Origin of the sequence: Pseudomonas sp. FP215 (assembly GCF_030687795.1) — a bacterium.
In the GTDB taxonomy this organism is placed as follows: domain Bacteria; phylum Pseudomonadota; class Gammaproteobacteria; order Pseudomonadales; family Pseudomonadaceae; genus Aquipseudomonas; species Aquipseudomonas salmasensis.
In genome coordinates this window covers 336,378-354,248 of the sequence record NZ_CP117447.1, presented here as the reverse complement: position 1 = coordinate 354,248, position 17,871 = coordinate 336,378, and the positions used below count along the sequence as shown (strand labels likewise).

At 60.0% G+C, this 17,871-nt stretch carries 17 protein-coding genes and 1 pseudogene; 13 read left to right on the top strand and 5 right to left on the bottom strand.

The features are described 5' to 3' along the window. Nucleotides 1-27 precede the first annotated feature (27 nt). The 7 genes from rfbB to PSH76_RS01475 are packed head-to-tail and all read left to right on the top strand — an operon-like array spanning nt 28 to nt 7,109. Nucleotides 28-1,110 carry a dTDP-glucose 4,6-dehydratase gene (rfbB, locus tag PSH76_RS01505; protein ID WP_069556673.1) on the top strand — a complete coding sequence of 361 codons (1,083 nt, stop codon included), beginning with the start codon at nt 28-30 and terminating at the stop codon, nt 1,108-1,110. Further along, nucleotides 1,107-1,982, top strand: a complete 876-nt coding sequence (gene rfbA, locus PSH76_RS01500; protein ID WP_098949819.1) for a glucose-1-phosphate thymidylyltransferase RfbA — start codon at nt 1,107-1,109, stop codon at nt 1,980-1,982. Before rfbB ends, rfbA begins: the two co-directional genes overlap by 4 nt. Further along, a complete protein-coding gene (gene rfbC / locus PSH76_RS01495) occupies nt 1,979-2,524 on the top strand; it encodes a dTDP-4-dehydrorhamnose 3,5-epimerase (RefSeq protein ID WP_044270559.1) in 546 nt (181 codons plus the stop codon). Before rfbA ends, rfbC begins: the two co-directional genes overlap by 4 nt. A gap of 8 nt (nt 2,525-2,532) precedes the next feature. Then, nucleotides 2,533-3,402 carry a dTDP-4-dehydrorhamnose reductase gene (gene rfbD / locus PSH76_RS01490; RefSeq protein ID WP_169918275.1) on the top strand — a complete coding sequence of 290 codons (870 nt, stop codon included), beginning with the start codon at nt 2,533-2,535 and terminating at the stop codon, nt 3,400-3,402. Nucleotides 3,403-3,436: 34 nt separating this feature from the next. Beyond that, the gene (locus PSH76_RS01485) at nt 3,437-5,245 is read left to right on the top strand and encodes an ATP-binding protein (RefSeq protein ID WP_138761752.1); all 1,809 of its coding nucleotides are present in this window, start codon (nt 3,437-3,439) and stop codon (nt 5,243-5,245) included. Beyond that, nucleotides 5,242-6,627: a sigma-54 dependent transcriptional regulator gene (locus PSH76_RS01480; protein WP_032894092.1), complete on the top strand. Its 1,386-nt coding sequence runs from the start codon at nt 5,242-5,244 to the stop codon at nt 6,625-6,627. The genes PSH76_RS01485 and PSH76_RS01480 overlap by 4 nt, the downstream gene beginning before the upstream one ends. A gap of 26 nt (nt 6,628-6,653) precedes the next feature. Next, complete coding sequence (locus PSH76_RS01475; RefSeq protein WP_138761753.1) at nt 6,654-7,109, top strand: thioesterase domain-containing protein; 456 nt, start codon at nt 6,654-6,656, stop codon at nt 7,107-7,109. Nucleotides 7,110-7,236: 127 nt separating this feature from the next. Here PSH76_RS01475 and cysQ read toward each other — a convergent pair whose 3' ends face one another. Together cysQ and nudE are read right to left on the bottom strand one after the other, a co-directional pair. Beyond that, on the bottom strand, nt 7,237-8,073 hold the full coding sequence (cysQ, locus tag PSH76_RS01470) for a 3'(2'),5'-bisphosphate nucleotidase CysQ (RefSeq protein WP_138761754.1): 837 nt from the start codon (nt 8,071-8,073) through the stop codon (nt 7,237-7,239). Next, the gene (gene nudE, locus PSH76_RS01465; protein ID WP_032894100.1) at nt 8,070-8,636 is read right to left on the bottom strand and encodes an ADP compounds hydrolase NudE; all 567 of its coding nucleotides are present in this window, start codon (nt 8,634-8,636) and stop codon (nt 8,070-8,072) included. Before nudE ends, cysQ begins: the two co-directional genes overlap by 4 nt. A gap of 87 nt (nt 8,637-8,723) precedes the next feature. Between nudE and yrfG the strand changes: the two genes are divergently transcribed. Further along, nucleotides 8,724-9,389: a GMP/IMP nucleotidase gene (yrfG, locus tag PSH76_RS01460; protein ID WP_032894102.1), complete on the top strand. Its 666-nt coding sequence runs from the start codon at nt 8,724-8,726 to the stop codon at nt 9,387-9,389. Nucleotides 9,390-9,516: 127 nt separating this feature from the next. Here yrfG and lysM read toward each other — a convergent pair whose 3' ends face one another. Beyond that, nucleotides 9,517-9,957, bottom strand: a complete 441-nt coding sequence (gene lysM, locus PSH76_RS01455) for a peptidoglycan-binding protein LysM (protein WP_032894105.1) — start codon at nt 9,955-9,957, stop codon at nt 9,517-9,519. Between the two features lie 242 nt (nt 9,958-10,199). Between lysM and fdhD the strand changes: the two genes are divergently transcribed. The 3 genes from fdhD (at nt 10,200) to PSH76_RS01440 (ending at nt 14,193) form a co-directional block, all read left to right on the top strand. Further along, nucleotides 10,200-11,039, top strand: coding sequence for a formate dehydrogenase accessory sulfurtransferase FdhD (gene fdhD / locus PSH76_RS01450; protein WP_032894106.1), 840 nt, complete (start codon nt 10,200-10,202; stop codon nt 11,037-11,039). Beyond that, the gene (locus PSH76_RS01445) at nt 11,036-13,384 is read left to right on the top strand and encodes an FdhF/YdeP family oxidoreductase (protein ID WP_305493502.1); all 2,349 of its coding nucleotides are present in this window, start codon (nt 11,036-11,038) and stop codon (nt 13,382-13,384) included. The genes fdhD and PSH76_RS01445 overlap by 4 nt, the downstream gene beginning before the upstream one ends. A 326-nt stretch (nt 13,385-13,710) precedes the next feature. After that, nucleotides 13,711-14,193, top strand: coding sequence for a glycine zipper domain-containing protein (locus tag PSH76_RS01440; protein ID WP_003187699.1), 483 nt, complete (start codon nt 13,711-13,713; stop codon nt 14,191-14,193). A 147-nt stretch (nt 14,194-14,340) separates the two neighbouring features. On the opposite strand, the gene PSH76_RS01435 is transcribed toward PSH76_RS01440, so the two are convergent. Then, nucleotides 14,341-14,772, bottom strand: a complete 432-nt coding sequence (locus PSH76_RS01435; RefSeq protein WP_032894109.1) for a thioesterase family protein — start codon at nt 14,770-14,772, stop codon at nt 14,341-14,343. Between the two features lie 12 nt (nt 14,773-14,784). Further along, nucleotides 14,785-16,721, bottom strand: a pseudogene (locus tag PSH76_RS01430) (ATP-dependent DNA helicase RecQ). A gap of 265 nt (nt 16,722-16,986) precedes the next feature. Between PSH76_RS01430 and PSH76_RS01425 the strand changes: the two are divergent. Both PSH76_RS01425 and PSH76_RS01420 read left to right on the top strand, forming a co-directional pair. After that, on the top strand, nt 16,987-17,157 hold the full coding sequence (locus PSH76_RS01425) for a YhfG family protein (protein ID WP_003187692.1): 171 nt from the start codon (nt 16,987-16,989) through the stop codon (nt 17,155-17,157). Then, nucleotides 17,157-17,756, top strand: coding sequence for a putative adenosine monophosphate-protein transferase Fic (locus PSH76_RS01420; protein ID WP_098949826.1), 600 nt, complete (start codon nt 17,157-17,159; stop codon nt 17,754-17,756). Before PSH76_RS01425 ends, PSH76_RS01420 begins: the two co-directional genes overlap by 1 nt. The last annotated feature ends 115 nt before the right edge of the window (nt 17,757-17,871 follow it).

Here is a 17,871-nt window from a genome sequence, read left to right as displayed (position 1 = left end):
TGTCCGTCTAAGGAAAAGGCCCTCGACATGCGTATTCTCATCACCGGCGGTGCCGGATTTATTGGCTCGGCCCTGATCCGGCACTTGATTCAACACACTGAGCATGAAGTGCTCAACCTGGACAAGCTGACTTACGCCGGCAACCTCGAGTCGCTGGCCAGCATCGCGTCCAACAGCCGCTATGAGTTTGTCCAGGCCGATATCATCGACCAGGCCACCGTCAGCGCCGTGCTCGCACGCTTCGAACCCGATGCGATCATGCATTTGGCGGCCGAGTCCCATGTGGACCGTTCTATTGACGGTCCGTCGGATTTTATCCAGACCAACATCGTGGGCACCTACAGCCTGCTGGAAGCCACGCGCGCCTATTGGCAGAAGCTGGCAGAGCCGGCAAAAAGCGCATTCCGTTTCCACCACATCTCCACTGACGAGGTGTATGGCGACCTGCACGGCGTGGACGACCTCTTCACCGAGACCACGCCTTACGCACCGAGCTCGCCGTATTCCGCGAGCAAGGCCGCGTCCGACCATCTGGTACGCGCCTGGCAGCGCACCTATGGCCTGCCTGTGCTGCTGACCAACTGCTCGAACAACTACGGGCCGTTCCACTTCCCCGAAAAATTGATCCCGCTGGTGATTCTCAACGCCCTGGCGGGCAAGCCACTGCCGGTATATGGCGATGGTCTGCAGGTGCGTGACTGGCTGTTCGTTGAGGATCACGCCCGTGCGCTGCTCACAGTGGTCACGACTGGGGTTGTGGGCGAAACCTACAACATCGGCGGCCACAACGAGCAGAAGAACATCGACGTGGTACGTGGCATCTGCGCCCTGTTGGAAGAATTGGCGCCACAACGCCCAGCCGGCGTGGAGAAATTCACTGACCTGATCACCTTCGTCAAGGATCGCCCAGGCCATGACCAACGCTACGCCATCGACGCCAGCAAAATCGAACGCGAACTGGGCTGGGTCCCGGAAGAAACCTTCGAGACCGGCCTGCGCAAAACCGTGCAGTGGTACCTCGATAACCTGGAATGGTGCCGCAGGGTCCAGGACGGCAGTTATCAAGGTGAACGACTGGGCAATACTGACGTGAAGGATTTGATCGCATGATGAAGGGAATTGTATTGGCCGGCGGTTCCGGCACGCGTTTGCACCCCATTACCCTGGGCGTGTCCAAACAGTTGTTGCCGGTGTATGACAAGCCGATGATCTACTACCCGATCTCGGTACTGATGCTGGCGGGGATCAAGGACATTCTGGTGATCTCCACGCCAGTGGACTTGCCGCAATACCAGAACCTGCTGGGCGATGGCAGCCAGTTCGGCGTGCGCTTCACCTACGCGGAGCAGCCTTCGCCGGACGGCCTGGCCCAGGCATTTATCATCGGCGAAGAGTTCATTGGCGATGACCCTGTGTGCTTGATCCTGGGGGACAACATCTTCCACGGCCAGCATTTTGGCGATCAACTGCGCACCGCCGCCGAACGTCCTTCGGGCGCCACGGTGTTCGGCTACTGGGTCAAAGACCCTGAGCGTTTCGGTGTGATTGACTTCGATAGCGAAGGCCGCGCCCTGTCCATCGAAGAAAAACCGGCTAAACCCAAGTCCCACTACGCGGTGACCGGCCTGTACTTCTACGACAACGACGTGATCAAGATCGCCAAAGCGGTCAAGCCTTCGCCACGCGGCGAGCTGGAGATCACCGACATCAACAATGCCTACCTTCAGCGTGGCGATCTTCACGTTGAACGCTTCGGCCGTGGTTTCGCCTGGCTCGACACTGGCACCCACGACAGCCTGTTGGAAGCCTCGACTTACGTTCAGACCATCGAGCACCGCCAGGGCTTGAAAGTGGCCTGCCTGGAAGAGATAGCCTACGAAAATGGCTGGATCAATCGTGATTATCTGCTGGAGCGTGCCAAGTACTTTGGCAAGACCGGCTATGGTCAGTACCTGTATATGCTCGCTGGAAACACTAAATGAACGTGATTGCCACTGAGCTGCCCGGTGTATTGATCATCGAGCCGAAGGTTTTTGGCGATGAGCGCGGTTTTTTTTATGAGAGCTTCAATGCCCGCGCGTTTGAAAAAGCCAGCGGGTTACAACTGCAGTTTGTGCAGGATAATCACTCGCGCTCGCAAAAAGGCGTGCTGAGAGGTCTTCACTACCAGGTAGAACACGCTCAGGGAAAACTCGTGCGTGTGACTGCCGGCGAAGTATTGGACGTGGCGGTGGATATCCGCCGCAGCTCGCCGCATTTTGGCAAGTGGGCCAGCGTACGCCTATCGGCAGAAAATAACCGCCAGTTATGGATTCCACCAGGCTTTGCCCATGGATTCGTCGTGCTGAGCGACTACGCCGAATTCCTTTACAAGACCACGGATTACTACACGCCGTCTGCGGAGCGTTGTATCCGTTGGGATGACCCGGATCTCAACATCGACTGGCAGCTCAATGGCACCCCGACGCTGTCCGCCAAGGACCAGAGCGGTAAAACCCTGAAAGACGCGGATCTATTCCTGTGATGGCGCCTCTGAAAATCCTCATCACCGGCCAACACGGCCAAGTCTCCCAGGAGCTGCAGCAGCGGCTCCAGGGCCTGGGCGAACTTATCGTCCTGGGCAGCAAGCAACTTGACCTGGCAGACGCAGACCTCATCCGCCAGCAAGTGCGCGCCCATCGCCCTGGCCTGATCATCAACGCGGCGGCCCACACCGCCGTCGATATGGCCGAGAGCGAACCGGACGCTGCGTTTGCCATCAATGCCATCGCTCCCGGCATCCTCGCCGAGGAAGCCAAGGCGCTGGGTATCCCGCTGATCCATTACTCGACCGACTACGTGTTCGACGGCAGCAAACCTGCTGCCTACACCGAAGACGACACGCCCAACCCATTGGGAGTCTACGGTCAGAGCAAGCTGGCGGGTGAGCAGGCGATTGCGGCTGTAGGTGGCCAGTACCTGATCTTGCGCACCAGCTGGGTCTATTCGAGCCATGGCAAGAATTTCCTGCTGACCATGCAACGCCTGCTGCAGGAAAAACCACAGATGCGCATCGTGGCCGACCAGATCGGTGCGCCGACCTGGGCCGGTACCATCGCCAACAGCACTCGCGTGCTGATCGAGCAGTGGCAGGCCGGTAAGGCTGGGGATTGGGGTGTTTACCACCTCACTGCCCAGGGTGAAACCTCCTGGTTCGGTTTTGCCGAAGCCATTGGCGAGCAACTGCGCGCCGAGGGCAAGGCCTGTGCCGAGCTGGAGCCGATCCCTTCCAGCGCTTACCCGACCCCCGCCAAGCGCCCGCTGAACTCGCGCCTGGACTGCACGCGCCTGCAACAACAATGGCACGTCAGCCAGCCACAGTGGCAAGACGCATTGCACGAGTGTCTTGCACAGCAGCACTAGGCATAATGCGCCTGTACCCACAGGCGCGACGTCCATGACCCCACCCCTTCCGCGAAGACCCCGCTGGCGCAGCCTCGCCCTGCTGGCTTTGTGCCTGGCGCCGCTGTTGTGGCCGCTGGAGCATTTGGCCGAGCGCTATTACCGCAGCGAGCTGGCCGGGCAAAACCGCCAGACCCTCGACCTCTACGTCGCCAACTTGTTGGGCACCCTGCATCGCTACGAAATACTGCCGCAAATCCTCGGTGACTTGCCGGCCCTGCGCACCGCATTGGACGCGCCCCACGTCAGCACCCACCTGGTCAGTGCCAACCAGTTGCTCAAGGACGTCGCCGCCCAGGCCGGGGTAGAGGTGATGTATTTGATGGACACCACCGGCAAGACCCTCGCCGCGTCCAACTGGGACAAACAAGACAGCTTTGTCGGGCGCAACTTCTCCTTCCGTCCGTATTTCAGCGAGGCCATGGCCGGGCGCCTAGGGCGTTTCTTCGGCCTGGGTACCACCTCGGCCAAGCGCGGCTACTTCTTCGCTGCCGCGGTACGTGACGGCGACACCATCATCGGCGTGCTGGTGGTGAAGGTCGATCTGGACCACACCGAAAGCCTGTGGGGCAATACCCCGGAACAACTGTTGGTCACCGACCATAACGGCGTGGTGATCCTCACCTCACGCCCGCAATGGCGATTCCGCGCCACTCGGCCACTAACCGCCGAAGAGCGCGAGGCCATCGTTGCCATCCAGCCCTACCCCACCCGCGACCCGCAGCCGCTGAGCCTCAGTAGCAGCGCCTGGCTGCGCCAATCCACGGCCATCGCCGAGACCGGCTGGAACGTGGAAATCCTCGCGCCGCGCTCGCTGATCAACCGTCCGGTGCGCACGGTCGTCGCGGTAGGCGGCGCCACATTGTTGGTGCTGATGCTGTTGCTGGGGTTGCTGATGCAGCGCCGCCGGCATTACCTGGAACGCATCGCCTTCGAAGCCAAGGCCCGCCGCGAGTTGGAGATGCGCGTGGCCGAGCGTACCAGCGACCTGGAGGGCCTGAACCGGCGCCTGAAACAGGAAGTACTGGAGCGCGAGCACGCCCAGCAAGAACTGGTGCGCGCCCAGGACGACTTGGTCCAGGCCGGTAAACTCTCGGCGCTGGGCACCATGTCGGCGAGTATCAGCCATGAACTCAATCAGCCACTGGCGGCGATTCGCAGCTATGCCGAAAACGCCGAGATTTTGCTCGACCATGAGCGCACCAATGATGCCCGTGGCAACCTCAAGCTGATCAGCGAATTGACCGGGCGTATGGCCTCGATCATCGCCCACTTGCGCGCCTTCGCCCGCCGTGACCGGCACGCGCCGGAGAGCGTGGCCCTGCAACCGGCACTGGATGACGCCCTGGCATTACTGGCCAAGCGTCGGCGTTCGATGGAGGTGGAGTTGATCCGCGACCTGCCCGAGGCGACCCTGTGGGTGCAGGCCGGTGAAACCCGCCTGCGCCAAGTGCTGGGTAACTTGCTGGCCAATGCCCTGGATGCTCTCACCGAAAAAGGCCCGCCACGTAAACTCTGGCTGAGTGCCGAAACCACGCCCCAAGGCGTCAACTTGTATATTCGCGACAACGGCCCGGGCTTTTGCATGGAAGCCCTGGGCCGCGCCAGTGAGCCGTTCTACACCACCAAGACGCGCACCCAAGGCCTGGGGCTAGGGCTGGCGATCTGCGACACCCTGATGCGCGCCTTTGGCGGCGAACTGTTGTTCGCCAACCACAAGGAGGGCGGCGCGCTGTTAACCTTGAAATTGCGTGCCGGCTCGCCGGGCGTCAGTCTGCAACCGTCCGAGGACCGCAGTGTATGAGTATCGACAACTCGATTCAGGTGGTATTGATCGACGACGATCCACACCTGCGTCAGGCCCTGTGCCAGACCCTGGACCTGGCCGGCCTGAAAGTCCTGCCCCTGGGCGAAGCCACCGGGCTCACCGCACGCCTGTCCCGCGACTGGCCAGGCGTGGTGGTCAGCGACATCCGCATGCCCGGCATGGACGGCCTGGAACTGTTGGCCGAATTGCACGGCCAGGACCCCGACCTGCCGGTGCTGCTGATCACCGGCCACGGCGATGTACCGCTGGCGGTGCAGGCCATGCGTGCCGGCGCCTATGACTTTCTGGAAAAACCCTTTGCCAGTGACGCGCTGCTCGACAGCGTGCGCCGTGCCCTGGCCCTGCGCCGGCTGGTGCTGGACAACCGCAGCCTGCGCCTGGCCCTCAGCGATCGCCAGCAACTGAGCACGCGCCTGGTAGGGCACTCGCCACAGATGTTGCGCCTGCGCGAGCAAATTGGTGCACTGGCCGCGACCAAGGCCGATGTGCTGATCCTCGGCGAAACCGGGGCAGGCAAGGAGGTCGTCGCCCGCGCCCTGCACGACCTCTCAAGCCGACGCAGCGGCCCGTTTGTCGCGATCAACGCCGGGGCCCTGGCGGAATCGGTGGTGGAAAGCGAACTGTTCGGCCATGAACCCGGCGCGTTTACCGGCGCGCAAAAGCGCCGCATCGGCAAGTTCGAGTTTGCCAATGGCGGCACGCTGTTTTTGGATGAAATTGAAAGCATGAGCCTGGATGTACAGGTCAAGTTGCTGCGCCTTTTACAGGAGCGCGTAGTGGAACGCCTGGGTGGCAATCAGCTGATCCCGCTGGATATCCGCATTATCGCCGCCACCAAGGAAGACCTGCGCCAGGCCGCCGACCAGGGCCGCTTCCGTGCCGACTTGTATTACCGCCTCAATGTGGCGCCGCTGCGCATCCCGCCGCTACGTGAACGGGGTGAAGATGCGCTGATGCTGTTCCAGCATTTCGCCGACGAGGCCAGCAGCCGTCACGGCCTGCCCTTGCACGAACTGCAACCGGGCCAGCGCGCGCTATTGCTGCGCCACAGCTGGCCGGGCAATGTGCGGGAACTGCAAAACGCCGCGGAGCGTTTCGCCCTCGGCCTGGAGCTGGCCCTGGACAACACCCAGGACCATCCCGCCGCCGGCGTGCTGACCTCCACGCCAGGAGGCCTGAGCGAGCAAGTCGAACAGTTCGAAAAAAGCCTGATCGCCGCCGAACTGACCCGCCCCCACAGCTCCGTGCGCAGCCTCGCCGAAGCCTTGGGCGTGCCGCGCAAAACCTTGCATGACAAACTGCGAAAACACGGCCTGAACTTCGCCGACAGTGCCAGCCAGAGCTCAGACGACGAATGACATCGTCAACCCACAAAGAGGCCGCCATGAGCCGCGACAGCCGTTACCTGGAATCCATCCTTCACCATGACATCCCCCTCACCCGGGAAATGGGCCTCAAGGTGCTCGACTGGCAACACGACCAACTGCAACTGCACCTGCCCTTGCAGGCCAATATCAACCACAAGAGCACCATGTTCGGCGGCAGCCTCTACTGCGGCGCGGTGCTGGCGGGTTGGGGTTGGCTGCACCTAAAGCTGCGTGAAGCCGGGATTGAAGACGGGCATATCGTGATTCAGGAAGGGCAGATCAGCTACCCACTGCCGGTGACGCAAGACGCGACAGCCATTTGCGCGGCGCCGCAGGAGAAGGTTTGGAAACGCTTTGTGGCGACCTACCAGCGCTATGGGCGGGCGCGATTGGCGCTGGAGACGTGGATAGTAAATGAGGGCAGCGAAGAGCATGCCGTCGTCTTTACCGGTCAGTACGTGCTGCACCGCTAGCAGCCACTCCATAAAACTAATGTGGGAGCTGGCTTGCCTGCGATAGCGGTGGATCAGCCAATACCTGTATGACTGACACTCCGCCATCGCGGGCAAGCCCGCTCCCACATTTTGCTCTGCAGTGATCTTAAGATCTGGCCAGGGTCAAAAGCCGTTCACGCCACGCAGCCTTGGCCGGCAACGCCAGAAAGAACGGGTTCAGCAACGATTCCCGCGCCGGGTAGCTGAACGGCTTACCATTCAACTCCAGCACTTCACCCCCCGCCCCTTCCAATACACCCTGGGCCGCTGCGGTATCCCACTGCGAGGTCGGCGCCAGGCGCGGATAACAATCGGCACTGCCCTCGGCTAATAAGCAAAACTTCAACGAGCTGCCGATATTCGCCAGTTTCAACTCGCCCAAGCCTTCACTGAGGCCATTGAGCAGGCGCTCCTGCTCAGGGCTGGTATGACGACGGCTGGCCACCACCGTAAAGGCCTCACCCGAGGCCGGGGCCTGGCGTACTTGAATCTGCTTGGGCGCTGCATTGACGTCCGAACGCCAAGCCCCCAGGCCCGCGCCGCCGAAGTAGCAGCGGCCAGTGGTCGGTATCGATACCACGCCGAACACCACGCGGCCCTGTTCGATCAAGGCAATATTGACGGTGAATTCTTCACTGCCAGAAATGAATTCCTTGGTGCCATCCAAAGGGTCCACCAACCACCAGCGCTGCCAACCGGCACGCACACTCTGATCGATATCGGCATCCTCTTCAGACAGCACTGGAATGCTTGGGTCCAGCGCGGTGAGGCCTGCGAGAATCAGATGGTGGGCAGCCAGGTCGGCAGCCGTCACGGGTGAATCGTCCGCCTTGGAGGTCACGGCTACGTCGGCACGCCAGTACGGCAGGATAGCCTCACCGGCCTGGCGCGCCAGCTCAATGACCGGGGCGATAAACGGGTGGCCTAAAAACAGTTCGCTCATGCGTTGAACGCTCCACGCTGGGTCAACAGGTCTCTGACCAGATACAACGCCGCCAGGGCGCGACCTTCGCTGAATTGCTCGTTTTGCGCCAACGCCGACAGCTCACGCAGGTTGACCCGGTCTACCCGCATCGGCTCGGGCTCATCACCCTCAAGGCGCTCTTCATAGAGATCGGTAGCCAGCACCACCTGAATTTTCTGGCTCATATAACCAGGCGACAATGACAGCTCGGTGATGTGCTCCAACTGCCGTGCGCCATAGCCGGCCTCTTCCTTGAGTTCGCGGTCTGCCGCCGCCAGCACGTCTTCGCCGGGCTCGATCAGGCCTTTGGGTAATGACAATTCATATTCGTCAGTGCCGCCGCAGTATTCTTCCACCAGCAATGCATGATCTTCATCGATCATCGCTACAATCATCACGGCGCCGTAGCCCGTGCCACGCCCGACAAGACGCTCGTAGGTGCGCTCAACGCCATTGGAAAAGCGCAATTGCACTTCCTCCACGCGGAACAAACGGCTACTGGCGACTATTTCGCGGGCGAGGACAGTGGGTTTCTGGCGCATAAACGGCTCCTTGGCGTGATCGGGTTACTATACCGTGGCTTTTCCGATTGTCTGTGTCGGATATCTTTACTTACATGAGACCCCACCATGCCCTCTCTGCCCTGGCACGCCATCGACACCGTCCTGCTGGACATGGACGGCACCCTGCTCGACCTGCATTACGACAACCACTTCTGGATGGAGCACCTGCCCCAGCGCTACGCCGAACTGCACGGTGTGAGCCAGGCCATGGCCGAAATGGAGCTGCAACCGCTGTTTGAGCGTAACGCGGGACAGTTGCAATGGTATTGCCTGGATTTCTGGAGCACTGAACTCAAGATCCCGGTGCGCGAACTCAAGCTGGAAACCGCCCACCTGATTGCCCTGCGCCCGGATGCCGATACGTTCCTGGCGGCGATCAAACAGGCCGGCAAGCGCGTGATCATGATCACCAACGCTCATCGTGATTCGCTGTCATTGAAGTTGGAACGCATTGAACTGGCGCCGTATTTCGAGCGCTTGATCAGCTCTCACGACTACGGTTTTCCCAAGGAAAACCCGCAATTCTGGCAAGCCTTGCAAGCGGATATCCAGTTTGACCCGGCCCGTAGCCTGTTTATAGATGACACCTTGCCGATCCTGCGCAGCGCCCGGGATTTCGGTGTAGGGCATTTACTGGCCGTGAAAGAGCCTGATAGCAAGAAAGGACCAAAGGACACTGCAGAATTTGCAGCCGTCGGGGATTATCGAGAACTCATTGCCGGGCTTATGTAGAAGCGAGCTTGCTCGCGAAAAACGTCAACGATAACGCGTGCTTCCTGGATAAACGCGGTGCCTGTGAGTTTTTCGCGAGCAAGCTCGCTCCTACAAAAGGGCGAGCTTGCTCATTTTATCCTGCGTATTACTCAGGAATGCGCAGTGTCTGGCCTGGGTAGATCTTGTCCGGGTGCGACAACAGTGGCTTGTTAGCCTCGAAGATCTTGTTGTACTTATTCGCGTCGCCATAAACCGTTTTAGAGATTGCGCTCAGGGTGTCGCCGCTTTTCACTACAACAAAACGCGAAGCCACAACCACTGGACCGGATACTGTGATCTGGTCATCCACACTGGCCACGCCAGCAATGTTGCCCAGCGCCAAAAGGATCTTTTCTTTCTCTTCCTGCGTGGCCACTTCACCGGTCACTGTGACCTTGTCGCCATCCACCGTGGTTTGCACGTTTGGATTACCCAGGCCCACCTTGCTCACATGCTCCTTCAACTGCTCACTGGCGTTCGCATTACCCGGCGTCAACAGGTCGACAATCTTTTCGCCGGCTTCTTTGATAAAGCTAAAAATACTCATGGTGCGCTCTCCTTGGGATTTAATTTCCAGATGCCCAAGACTAGACCAGTCCTGCCGACTTGGGTTCCAGACTGGCTAAAGACTCAAAAGTATCTCAATCGCCCCTGCCTGGAATAAGCCCGACGAAAACGCCGGTGAACCTTGATCGACGCCCTCTATCAATAGATCAATACTGGCGATTAGACGCGACCCTTTGTCGCGCCTAGTCTAAACACTGATCAATCCGCCGGTGGTACTGCCCCATGAACGCCAAGCGCCCTCACTGCGCGGCGCCCGCTCTCGAAACGACTGCGCCCGTCGCCAGCCAGAGCTATCACTATTGCAATCTTGAACACACAGAAGTGGCCAGCACTGCGCTGGCCGAAGAAGTGGCGTTGGCGATTGCCTATAACGATATCAGCCAGGCGGTAATGCTGGTGACGCCTACGGACCTGGAAGACTTCATTGTAGGTTTCAGCCTCGGTAGCGGCATTATCACCGACGTTAACGACATTTATGACCTGAAAATCAGCGGTTCAGGCGCAGCCCAGTACGCTCAGGTACAGGTTTCCAGCCGCGCGTTCTGGAACCTCAAGCAGCAACGCCGCCAATTGGCGGGCACCAGCGGCTGTGGCCTGTGTGGCGTGGAAGCGGTAGAGCAAGCATTGCCCGACCTACAGGTGCTGCCCGGCGCGCCCTTGCCGCCGGCGCAGTGGCTCGATGGCTTGCGCCAACGTATCAGCGCATTCCAACCCCTGGGCCAGCACAGCGGCGCCGTGCATGCGGCGGTGTTTATGAACAGCCAGGGCGAATTGCTGATGGGTCGCGAAGACATCGGTCGGCATAACGCTCTGGATAAATTGATTGGCGCGTTGATCCGCCAAAAGATTCCGACCGACGGCGGCCTGGCGATTGTTACCAGCCGCTGCAGCCTCGAATTGATTCAGAAAGTTTTGCGCGCCGGCATCCAGACCCTGGTCAGCCTGTCGTCGCCCACCGGCCTGGCCCTGCAATGGGCGCGCCGGCACAACCTCAACCTCATCCACCTGCCGCAAAAAAGCGCGCCACGGGTCTATAGCCCTGCGATGGAGCACCAGCCATGAGCCTTCACCACCAAGCCGACCAGACCCCAACCCCACGCTATAAGCCCTACAAAGGCCCAGCCGGTGGCTGGGGCGCCCTGATCAGCGTGGCGCAAGCCTGGCTGACCAGCGACAACGCCCTGAAAAACCTGCGCATGATGCTCAAGACCAACCAGAACGGCGGCTTCGACTGCCCGGGCTGCGCCTGGGGCGACTCGCCGGAAAGCGGCATGGTCAAGTTCTGCGAAAACGGCGCCAAGGCAGTCAACTGGGAAGCCACCAAGCGCCGCGTCGATGCGGCCTTCTTCGCCAAACACAGCGTCACGGCGTTACTGGAACAAAGCGACTATTGGCTGGAGTATCAGGGCCGCCTGACCGAGCCGATGCGCTATGACGCCCAGACCGATCGCTACGCGCCCATCAGTTGGGAAGCCGCCTTCGACCTGGTCGGCAAGCACCTCAACGCATTGCCCAGCCCGAACATGGCCGAGTTCTACACCTCGGGCCGTGCCAGCAACGAAGCCGCCTACCTGTACCAGCTGTTTGTACGCGCCTATGGCACCAACAACTTCCCGGACTGCTCGAACATGTGCCACGAAGCCAGCGGCGTAGCCCTGGCGCAGAGCGTGGGCGTGGGCAAAGGCACCGTGACCTTCGATGACTTCGAACATGCCGATGCCATTTTCGTCTGGGGCCAGAACCCCGGTACCAACCACCCACGCATGCTCGAGCCGCTGCGCGAAGCGGTGAAGCGCGGCGCACAGGTGGTGTGTATCAACCCACTCAAAGAGCGTGGCCTGGAGCGCTTCCAGCACCCGCAGCATCCGCTGGAAATGCTCACCAACGGTGACAAGCCTACCAACACCGCCTACTTCCGCCCTGCGCTGGGTGGCGATATGGCTATCTTGCGCGGCATGGCCAAATTCCTGCTGCTGTGGGAACGCCAAGCCCTGGCCGAAGGCAAGGAAGCGGTGTTCGACCACGACTTCCTCAACGAACACACCACCAACGTCCTGGAATACCTGGGTCAGATCGACGACACCTCGTGGGAGGAGATCGTCGAGCAGTCCGGCCTGACCCTGGTAGAGATCGAGCAAGCGGCGCGCATGTACGCCAAAGGCAAGAATGTGATCATGTGCTGGGCGATGGGGATTACCCAGCACCGCCACTCGGTGCCGACCATCCAGGAAATCGCCAACCTGATGCTGCTGCGCGGCAATATCGGCCGCCCAGGCGCCGGGCTGTGCCCGGTGCGCGGCCACAGTAACGTGCAGGGCGACCGCACCATGGGCATCAACGAACGCCCACCGGTGGCGTTTCTGGACGCACTGGAGCGTCGTTTCCAGTTCCAGGTGCCGCGAGACAATGGCCATAACGTGGTGGAAGCGATTCACGCCATGCTTGAAGGCCGCTCCAAAGTCTTTATCGGCCTGGGCGGCAACTTTGCCCAAGCCACGCCAGACAGCACGCGCACCTTTGAAGCACTGCGCAATTGCGACCTGACCGTGCAGATCAGCACCAAGCTCAACCGCAGCCACCTGATGCACGGTAAAGATGCGTTGATCCTGCCGTGCCTGGGCCGCACCGACATCGACATCCAGGCCGACGGCCCGCAAGCGGTGACGGTGGAAGACTCGTTCAGCATGGTCCACGGCTCCAATGGCCAACTGCAACCGTTGTCGAAACTGATGAAGTCCGAGCCGGCGATCCTGGCGGGCATTGCTGCCGCCACCCTGGGCAGCAAGCCCGTGGATTGGAACTGGCTGGTGGCTGACTACGGGCGCATCCGCGACCTGATCGCCGACACCATTCCAGGCTTCAAGGACTTCAACGAGAAGATCAAACACCCAGGTGGCTTCTACCTGGGTAACTCCGCCGGCGCACGCCGCTGGAACACACCGTCGGGCCGCGCCAACTTCCGCCCGAACATCTTGCCCAAAGACCTGATCCATGAGCGCACCCACGCCACGGGCCGCGTGCCGGACCTGATCATGCAGTCGATGCGCTCCCATGATCAGTACAACACCACCATCTATGGCCTGGACGACCGTTATCGCGGGGTCAAAGGCCAGCGTGACGTGCTGTTCGTCAACGAAGCCGACATCATCCGCCTGGGCTTCAAGCCGGGGCAGAAGGCAGACATCGTGTCGCTGTGGGAGGACGGTCGTGAGCGCCGCGTGAAGGGCTTTACGCTGCTGGCATTTGATATTCCGGCGGGGCAGGCGGCGGCTTACTATCCGGAAGTGAACCCACTGGTGCCGCTGGAAAGCACTGGCGACGGGAGCCATACGCCAACGTCTAAGTTTGTTGCGATTCGCTTGGAGGCGGCGAGTGACAATGGGTTGATCATGGCGCGCTCGGCCTGACTTGATCCGAGATATGTGTTGCTTGTACTACCGCTTTCGCGAGCAAGCCCGCTCCCACATTTGAAATGCATTCCAAGTGTGGGAGCGGGCTTGCCCGCGAAGAGGCCAGCACAAGCACCGCACATTCTGCAGGCACAAAAAAAGGCCGCTTTTGCATAAAAGCGGCCCTTCCGAAGTAACTAAAGACCTGCAAAAACGACTTAAGTTCCCTATACAAAACAGTAACTTAGCAAATTGTATACAACCTCTGCCGCCGGTCGGATTTCGATTGTCAGCGGCTCGATACGACCTCAGGATCGCGCCGTCATCCCTTGAGGTTTCCCTGAATGAAGTTCTCCTCGATTCTCTTGTTGTCCCTTGGCCTGGTCAGTGGCGCAGCCATGGCAGGCGGCACCACCGAAGCCGGTGTAGGCGGCGCATTGGGTGGGGTTCTAGGTTCCGTTGTCGGCCAGCAGCTGGGCGGCAACACCGGTTCGACCATCGGCGCGGCCCTGGGCGGCGCTGGCGGTAGCGCGGTCGGCGCAGACAAGCGTAGCCGTGGCGAAGCAGCCATTGGTGGCGCACTGGGCGCAGCCGGCGGCAACGTCTTGGGTCGCAGCGTCGGCGGCAGTACCGGTGCATTGGTCGGCTCAGCAGCCGGCGGTGGCGCGGGCGGCGCGCTGGGCAACTACATGGGTAACGAAAGTGATCGCGACAGCCGCCATTACCGCGATCGCGACCGTGACGATCGTCGCTACTACCGCGATGGCCACCCAGGCCGCGGCCATGCCTATGGGCATCGCAAGAACAAGCATCGTTATCGCGACTGATAAATACGTGCTCTGACGAACACATCCAGTGTGGGAGCCGGGCTTGCCCGCGATCGCAGTGAATCAGGTTTAGAGGTATTGCCTGATACTGCGCCATCGCGGGCAAGCCCGGCTCCCACATTTGGTATGGGTTGCTTGCAGGTGCCCTCAAACCACCAAGCGCTGCATCGCCTCGCGCAACATCCCCGGAATCGGCACTGGCTGGTTCGACGCTCGGTCCACAAACACATGGACAAAGCGCCCCGCCGCACACGCCTCCTGCTCGCCCGCCTTGAATACCGCCAGCTCATACTGCACCGAGCTATTGCCCAGCTTGCCTACCCGCAGGCCGATTTCAATGCGCTCAGGGAAAGCAATCGAGGCGAAGTAATCGCAGGCCGAACTCACCACAAACCCCACCACCTCTCCGTCATGAATATCCAACCCGCCCTGTTCGATCAGGTAGGTATTAACGGCGGTGTCGAAGAAGCTGTAGTAAGTGACGTTATTCACATGGCCGTAGGCATCGTTGTCGTGCCAACGCGTGGTGATCGGTTGGAAGTGGCGGTAATCGTCGCGCACAGGCGTTGAGTCAGGCATCGGCAAGTCTCGTCAAAGTTGATCCAATTGAGCATGGGCCCAGTCGCGCACCTCGGCGTAGGGGTAATCTTCCAGCGCAGCAAAACCCGGAATGCCTCGCGCCTTCAATTTGGTAAACAACGGCACGCTGATACCGCCAAGAAAACGCGTCAAACGCTCCGCATTCGGTAAGTCCCCCGTGTGCTCATGATGCCTGTGGATGAAATCACCGCACAGCCCCATGAAGTTTTTATCCACAAGCGACGGCAGGCTCGGCGGTGCCGGCAGATGGGCAACCTGGCCGTGGCACACCGAACAATGCCCGCAACGCTGGGGCGCATTTTCATCACCAAAGTAGCGCGCCAGGCGTTGCCCCAGGCAGTGCTCGGTGGCGAACAGGTCGAGCATGGCGTGAATTCGCGCGACTTCTGTCACCTCATGCTGCTTGAAGCCTGTGTATAACTCGGCGCTTAGCGCCTGCGGGTCGAAATCGGTGTCGAGCAAACTGTAGACCTCAGTCATCTGCTTGCTTTCGAGCTCGATCAGGCCCTGCTCCTGAAAATAATCCAGCGCCTTCACCACCCGGCTACGTTCGGCATTGTGCTGTTGATAAAGCGCATCGAAATCCACCGTTGCCCAGGTTTTAGCGCGCTTGCATACCTGGATGATCGCCGCGACAAACTGCTGCCGCTCGCCGGAAAAACGCGCCAACAAGGCCTCGGGTTCGATCAGGTATTTGAAACGGTATTCCGCATAAAACGCATAGCGCGGTGCGATCACGCCCTTGAGCTCCAACTGCACCAAGAGCGTCTTGAGCGGCAGCTCGCGAATATTGCTGTGGTCCGACAGCGACCTGAGCAGGAACTCCCACTGGCCTTCGCTACGCGCCGCCTGCAACTCCTCGAGTACACGACGAATGCCTTCCTGCTCCGGCGTGTCACCGTACACGAAGTTTTCCAGCACATTGAGGCTGTCGCGATTGGCCAACACCAGGCAATCCGATGGCTGCCCGTCACGCCCTGCGCGGCCGATCTCCTGGCTGTAGTTCTCGATGGACTTGGGCAGGTCGAAGTGCACGACATTGCGGATATCACTCTTGTCGATGCCCATGCCAAACGCGATGGTTGCGACAATACAATTGGAGCGCCCCCCATGAAACGCTGCTGGATACCCTCGCGTTTTTCGTGGGGCAGCCCCGCGTGATAAGCCTCGGCCTGAATACCGTGGCGGTTCAGATGCTCGGCAATCTGCTCGGCGGTTTTCTGCAAGGTGACGTAGACGATACTCGGCTGGTTGGCCCGCGCTTTCATCCATTCCACCAGCCTGCGGCGTTTGTCGTGGCCGCTGACCGGTTCCACCAGTAGGTTGAGGTTGGAGCGATAGAAGCCCGTGGTCACCACATCCTCGGCAGCAATGGCGAACTTGGCCTGCATGTCGGCGATCACCTTGGGTGTGGCCGTGGCCGTCAGCAATAGCGCCTGCGGGATGTTGAACTGGCGCTGGTAGTCCGGCAGCTTCAAATAATCCGGACGGAAGTTGTGGCCCCATTCGGAAATACAGTGCGCCTCGTCCACCACCAGCAACGAGATCTGCACGCTGTTAAGGAAATTACGGAAACGCTCGTTCTTCAAACGCTCCACGGAAATCATCAGGATCTTGAGCTCGCCCGATCGCGCACGGCCCATGACATCATTGGCTTCATCACGGCTCTGGGCCGAATCGATACTGCCCGCCGAAATGCCATGGCGCTGCAGGAAACCCAACTGGTCCTGCATCAACGCCAGCAACGGCGACACCACCAGCGTCAGGTGCGGCAGCAACACGGCCGACAGCTGGTAACACAAGGATTTGCCCGACCCCGTAGGGAAAATGGCGGCGGCAGAACGCCCAGCCAGCACGGCGCTGACCGTCTCTTCCTGGCCCAAGCGAAAGTGTGGGTAACCAAAGACCTGCTGGAGGGTGTCGTGCATAAGGCTGTCACTCCATTGACCGCTGAACGTGGCTTAAAAACGTAGCCCAGTAAGTTCGGCGAATCGAGAAAGGTCGCAAGGAAAAAAGAGACAGGATGATACACAGGCAAAGGATGGCACTGGGCCGGAGAGGAGGATTCCGAAAATTTACACTGAATTAAGATCGTCAACGGGATTCTATACAGGTTACGACGTGGTTTTTATCCTGCCTTCGCCCTGACGCATTGCGCTACAATCAAACCTTGCTTTCCAAGAGGACGCAGCGATGAGCGAACTGACGTTTGAGCAAAAACAGGATCACTATCACAAGATCCGCCGTTCCAATTACCTGGCCAGCCTGCGCCTGGAAGGGTTCGATACCCAACCGACCGACGTCGACAAACCCCTGCCGACACGCGAAGCCGTTCTTGCCAAGTACCGCAACACCTCACGCTGATGCTCGACAAATACGGGGTGGGCCAGGACCCGTACTGCTATCCCGGTAGCAGCATCCTGCGCAACCGCCTCGATTTGCTCGATGAAGCACGCCTGCACCAGGCCGAGCGGGAATTATCCGAAATCGCCGTAGGCAACCTTCCACTCTTTCCGCCGCCCTACGACCTTGATCGTCTGCAACACATTCACCGCATCCTGTTCGGTGACATTTATGACTGGGCCGGCGAACTGCGCAGCGTCAACATCCAGAAAGGCGACACGCTGTTTTGCACCCCAGAGCGTATTCCACCAGAGGCGGCGAAAATCGTCCGGCATATGCAAGACGCCAATTGGTATGTTGGTGCGACTCAGGCTGACCTTGTGCGTCAAATCGCTGAAGCTTATGGCGACCTGAATGTCATTCATCCCTTCCGCGAGGGAAATGGCCGGGCGCAGCGGATCCTGTTTGAACAGATCATCGTGAATGCGGGGTTTTCGGTGAATTGGTGGCTGGTAAAACATGCGGCCTGGATACCCGCGAATATTGATGCAGTGGCGTGTGACTATCGGGGATTGGAAGCGATTTTTGAGCGTTGTATCAGCAAGCCTCTCAGTGTCTGATCGAACCGCGAACGATTAAACCATCTGTTTATTGCCCGAGAACAAACTCACTTCTAAGGTTGGGCTCGTCGCTGCCAATTCAGCGACCGGGCTTGGTCACCCGAAAAATAGCAGA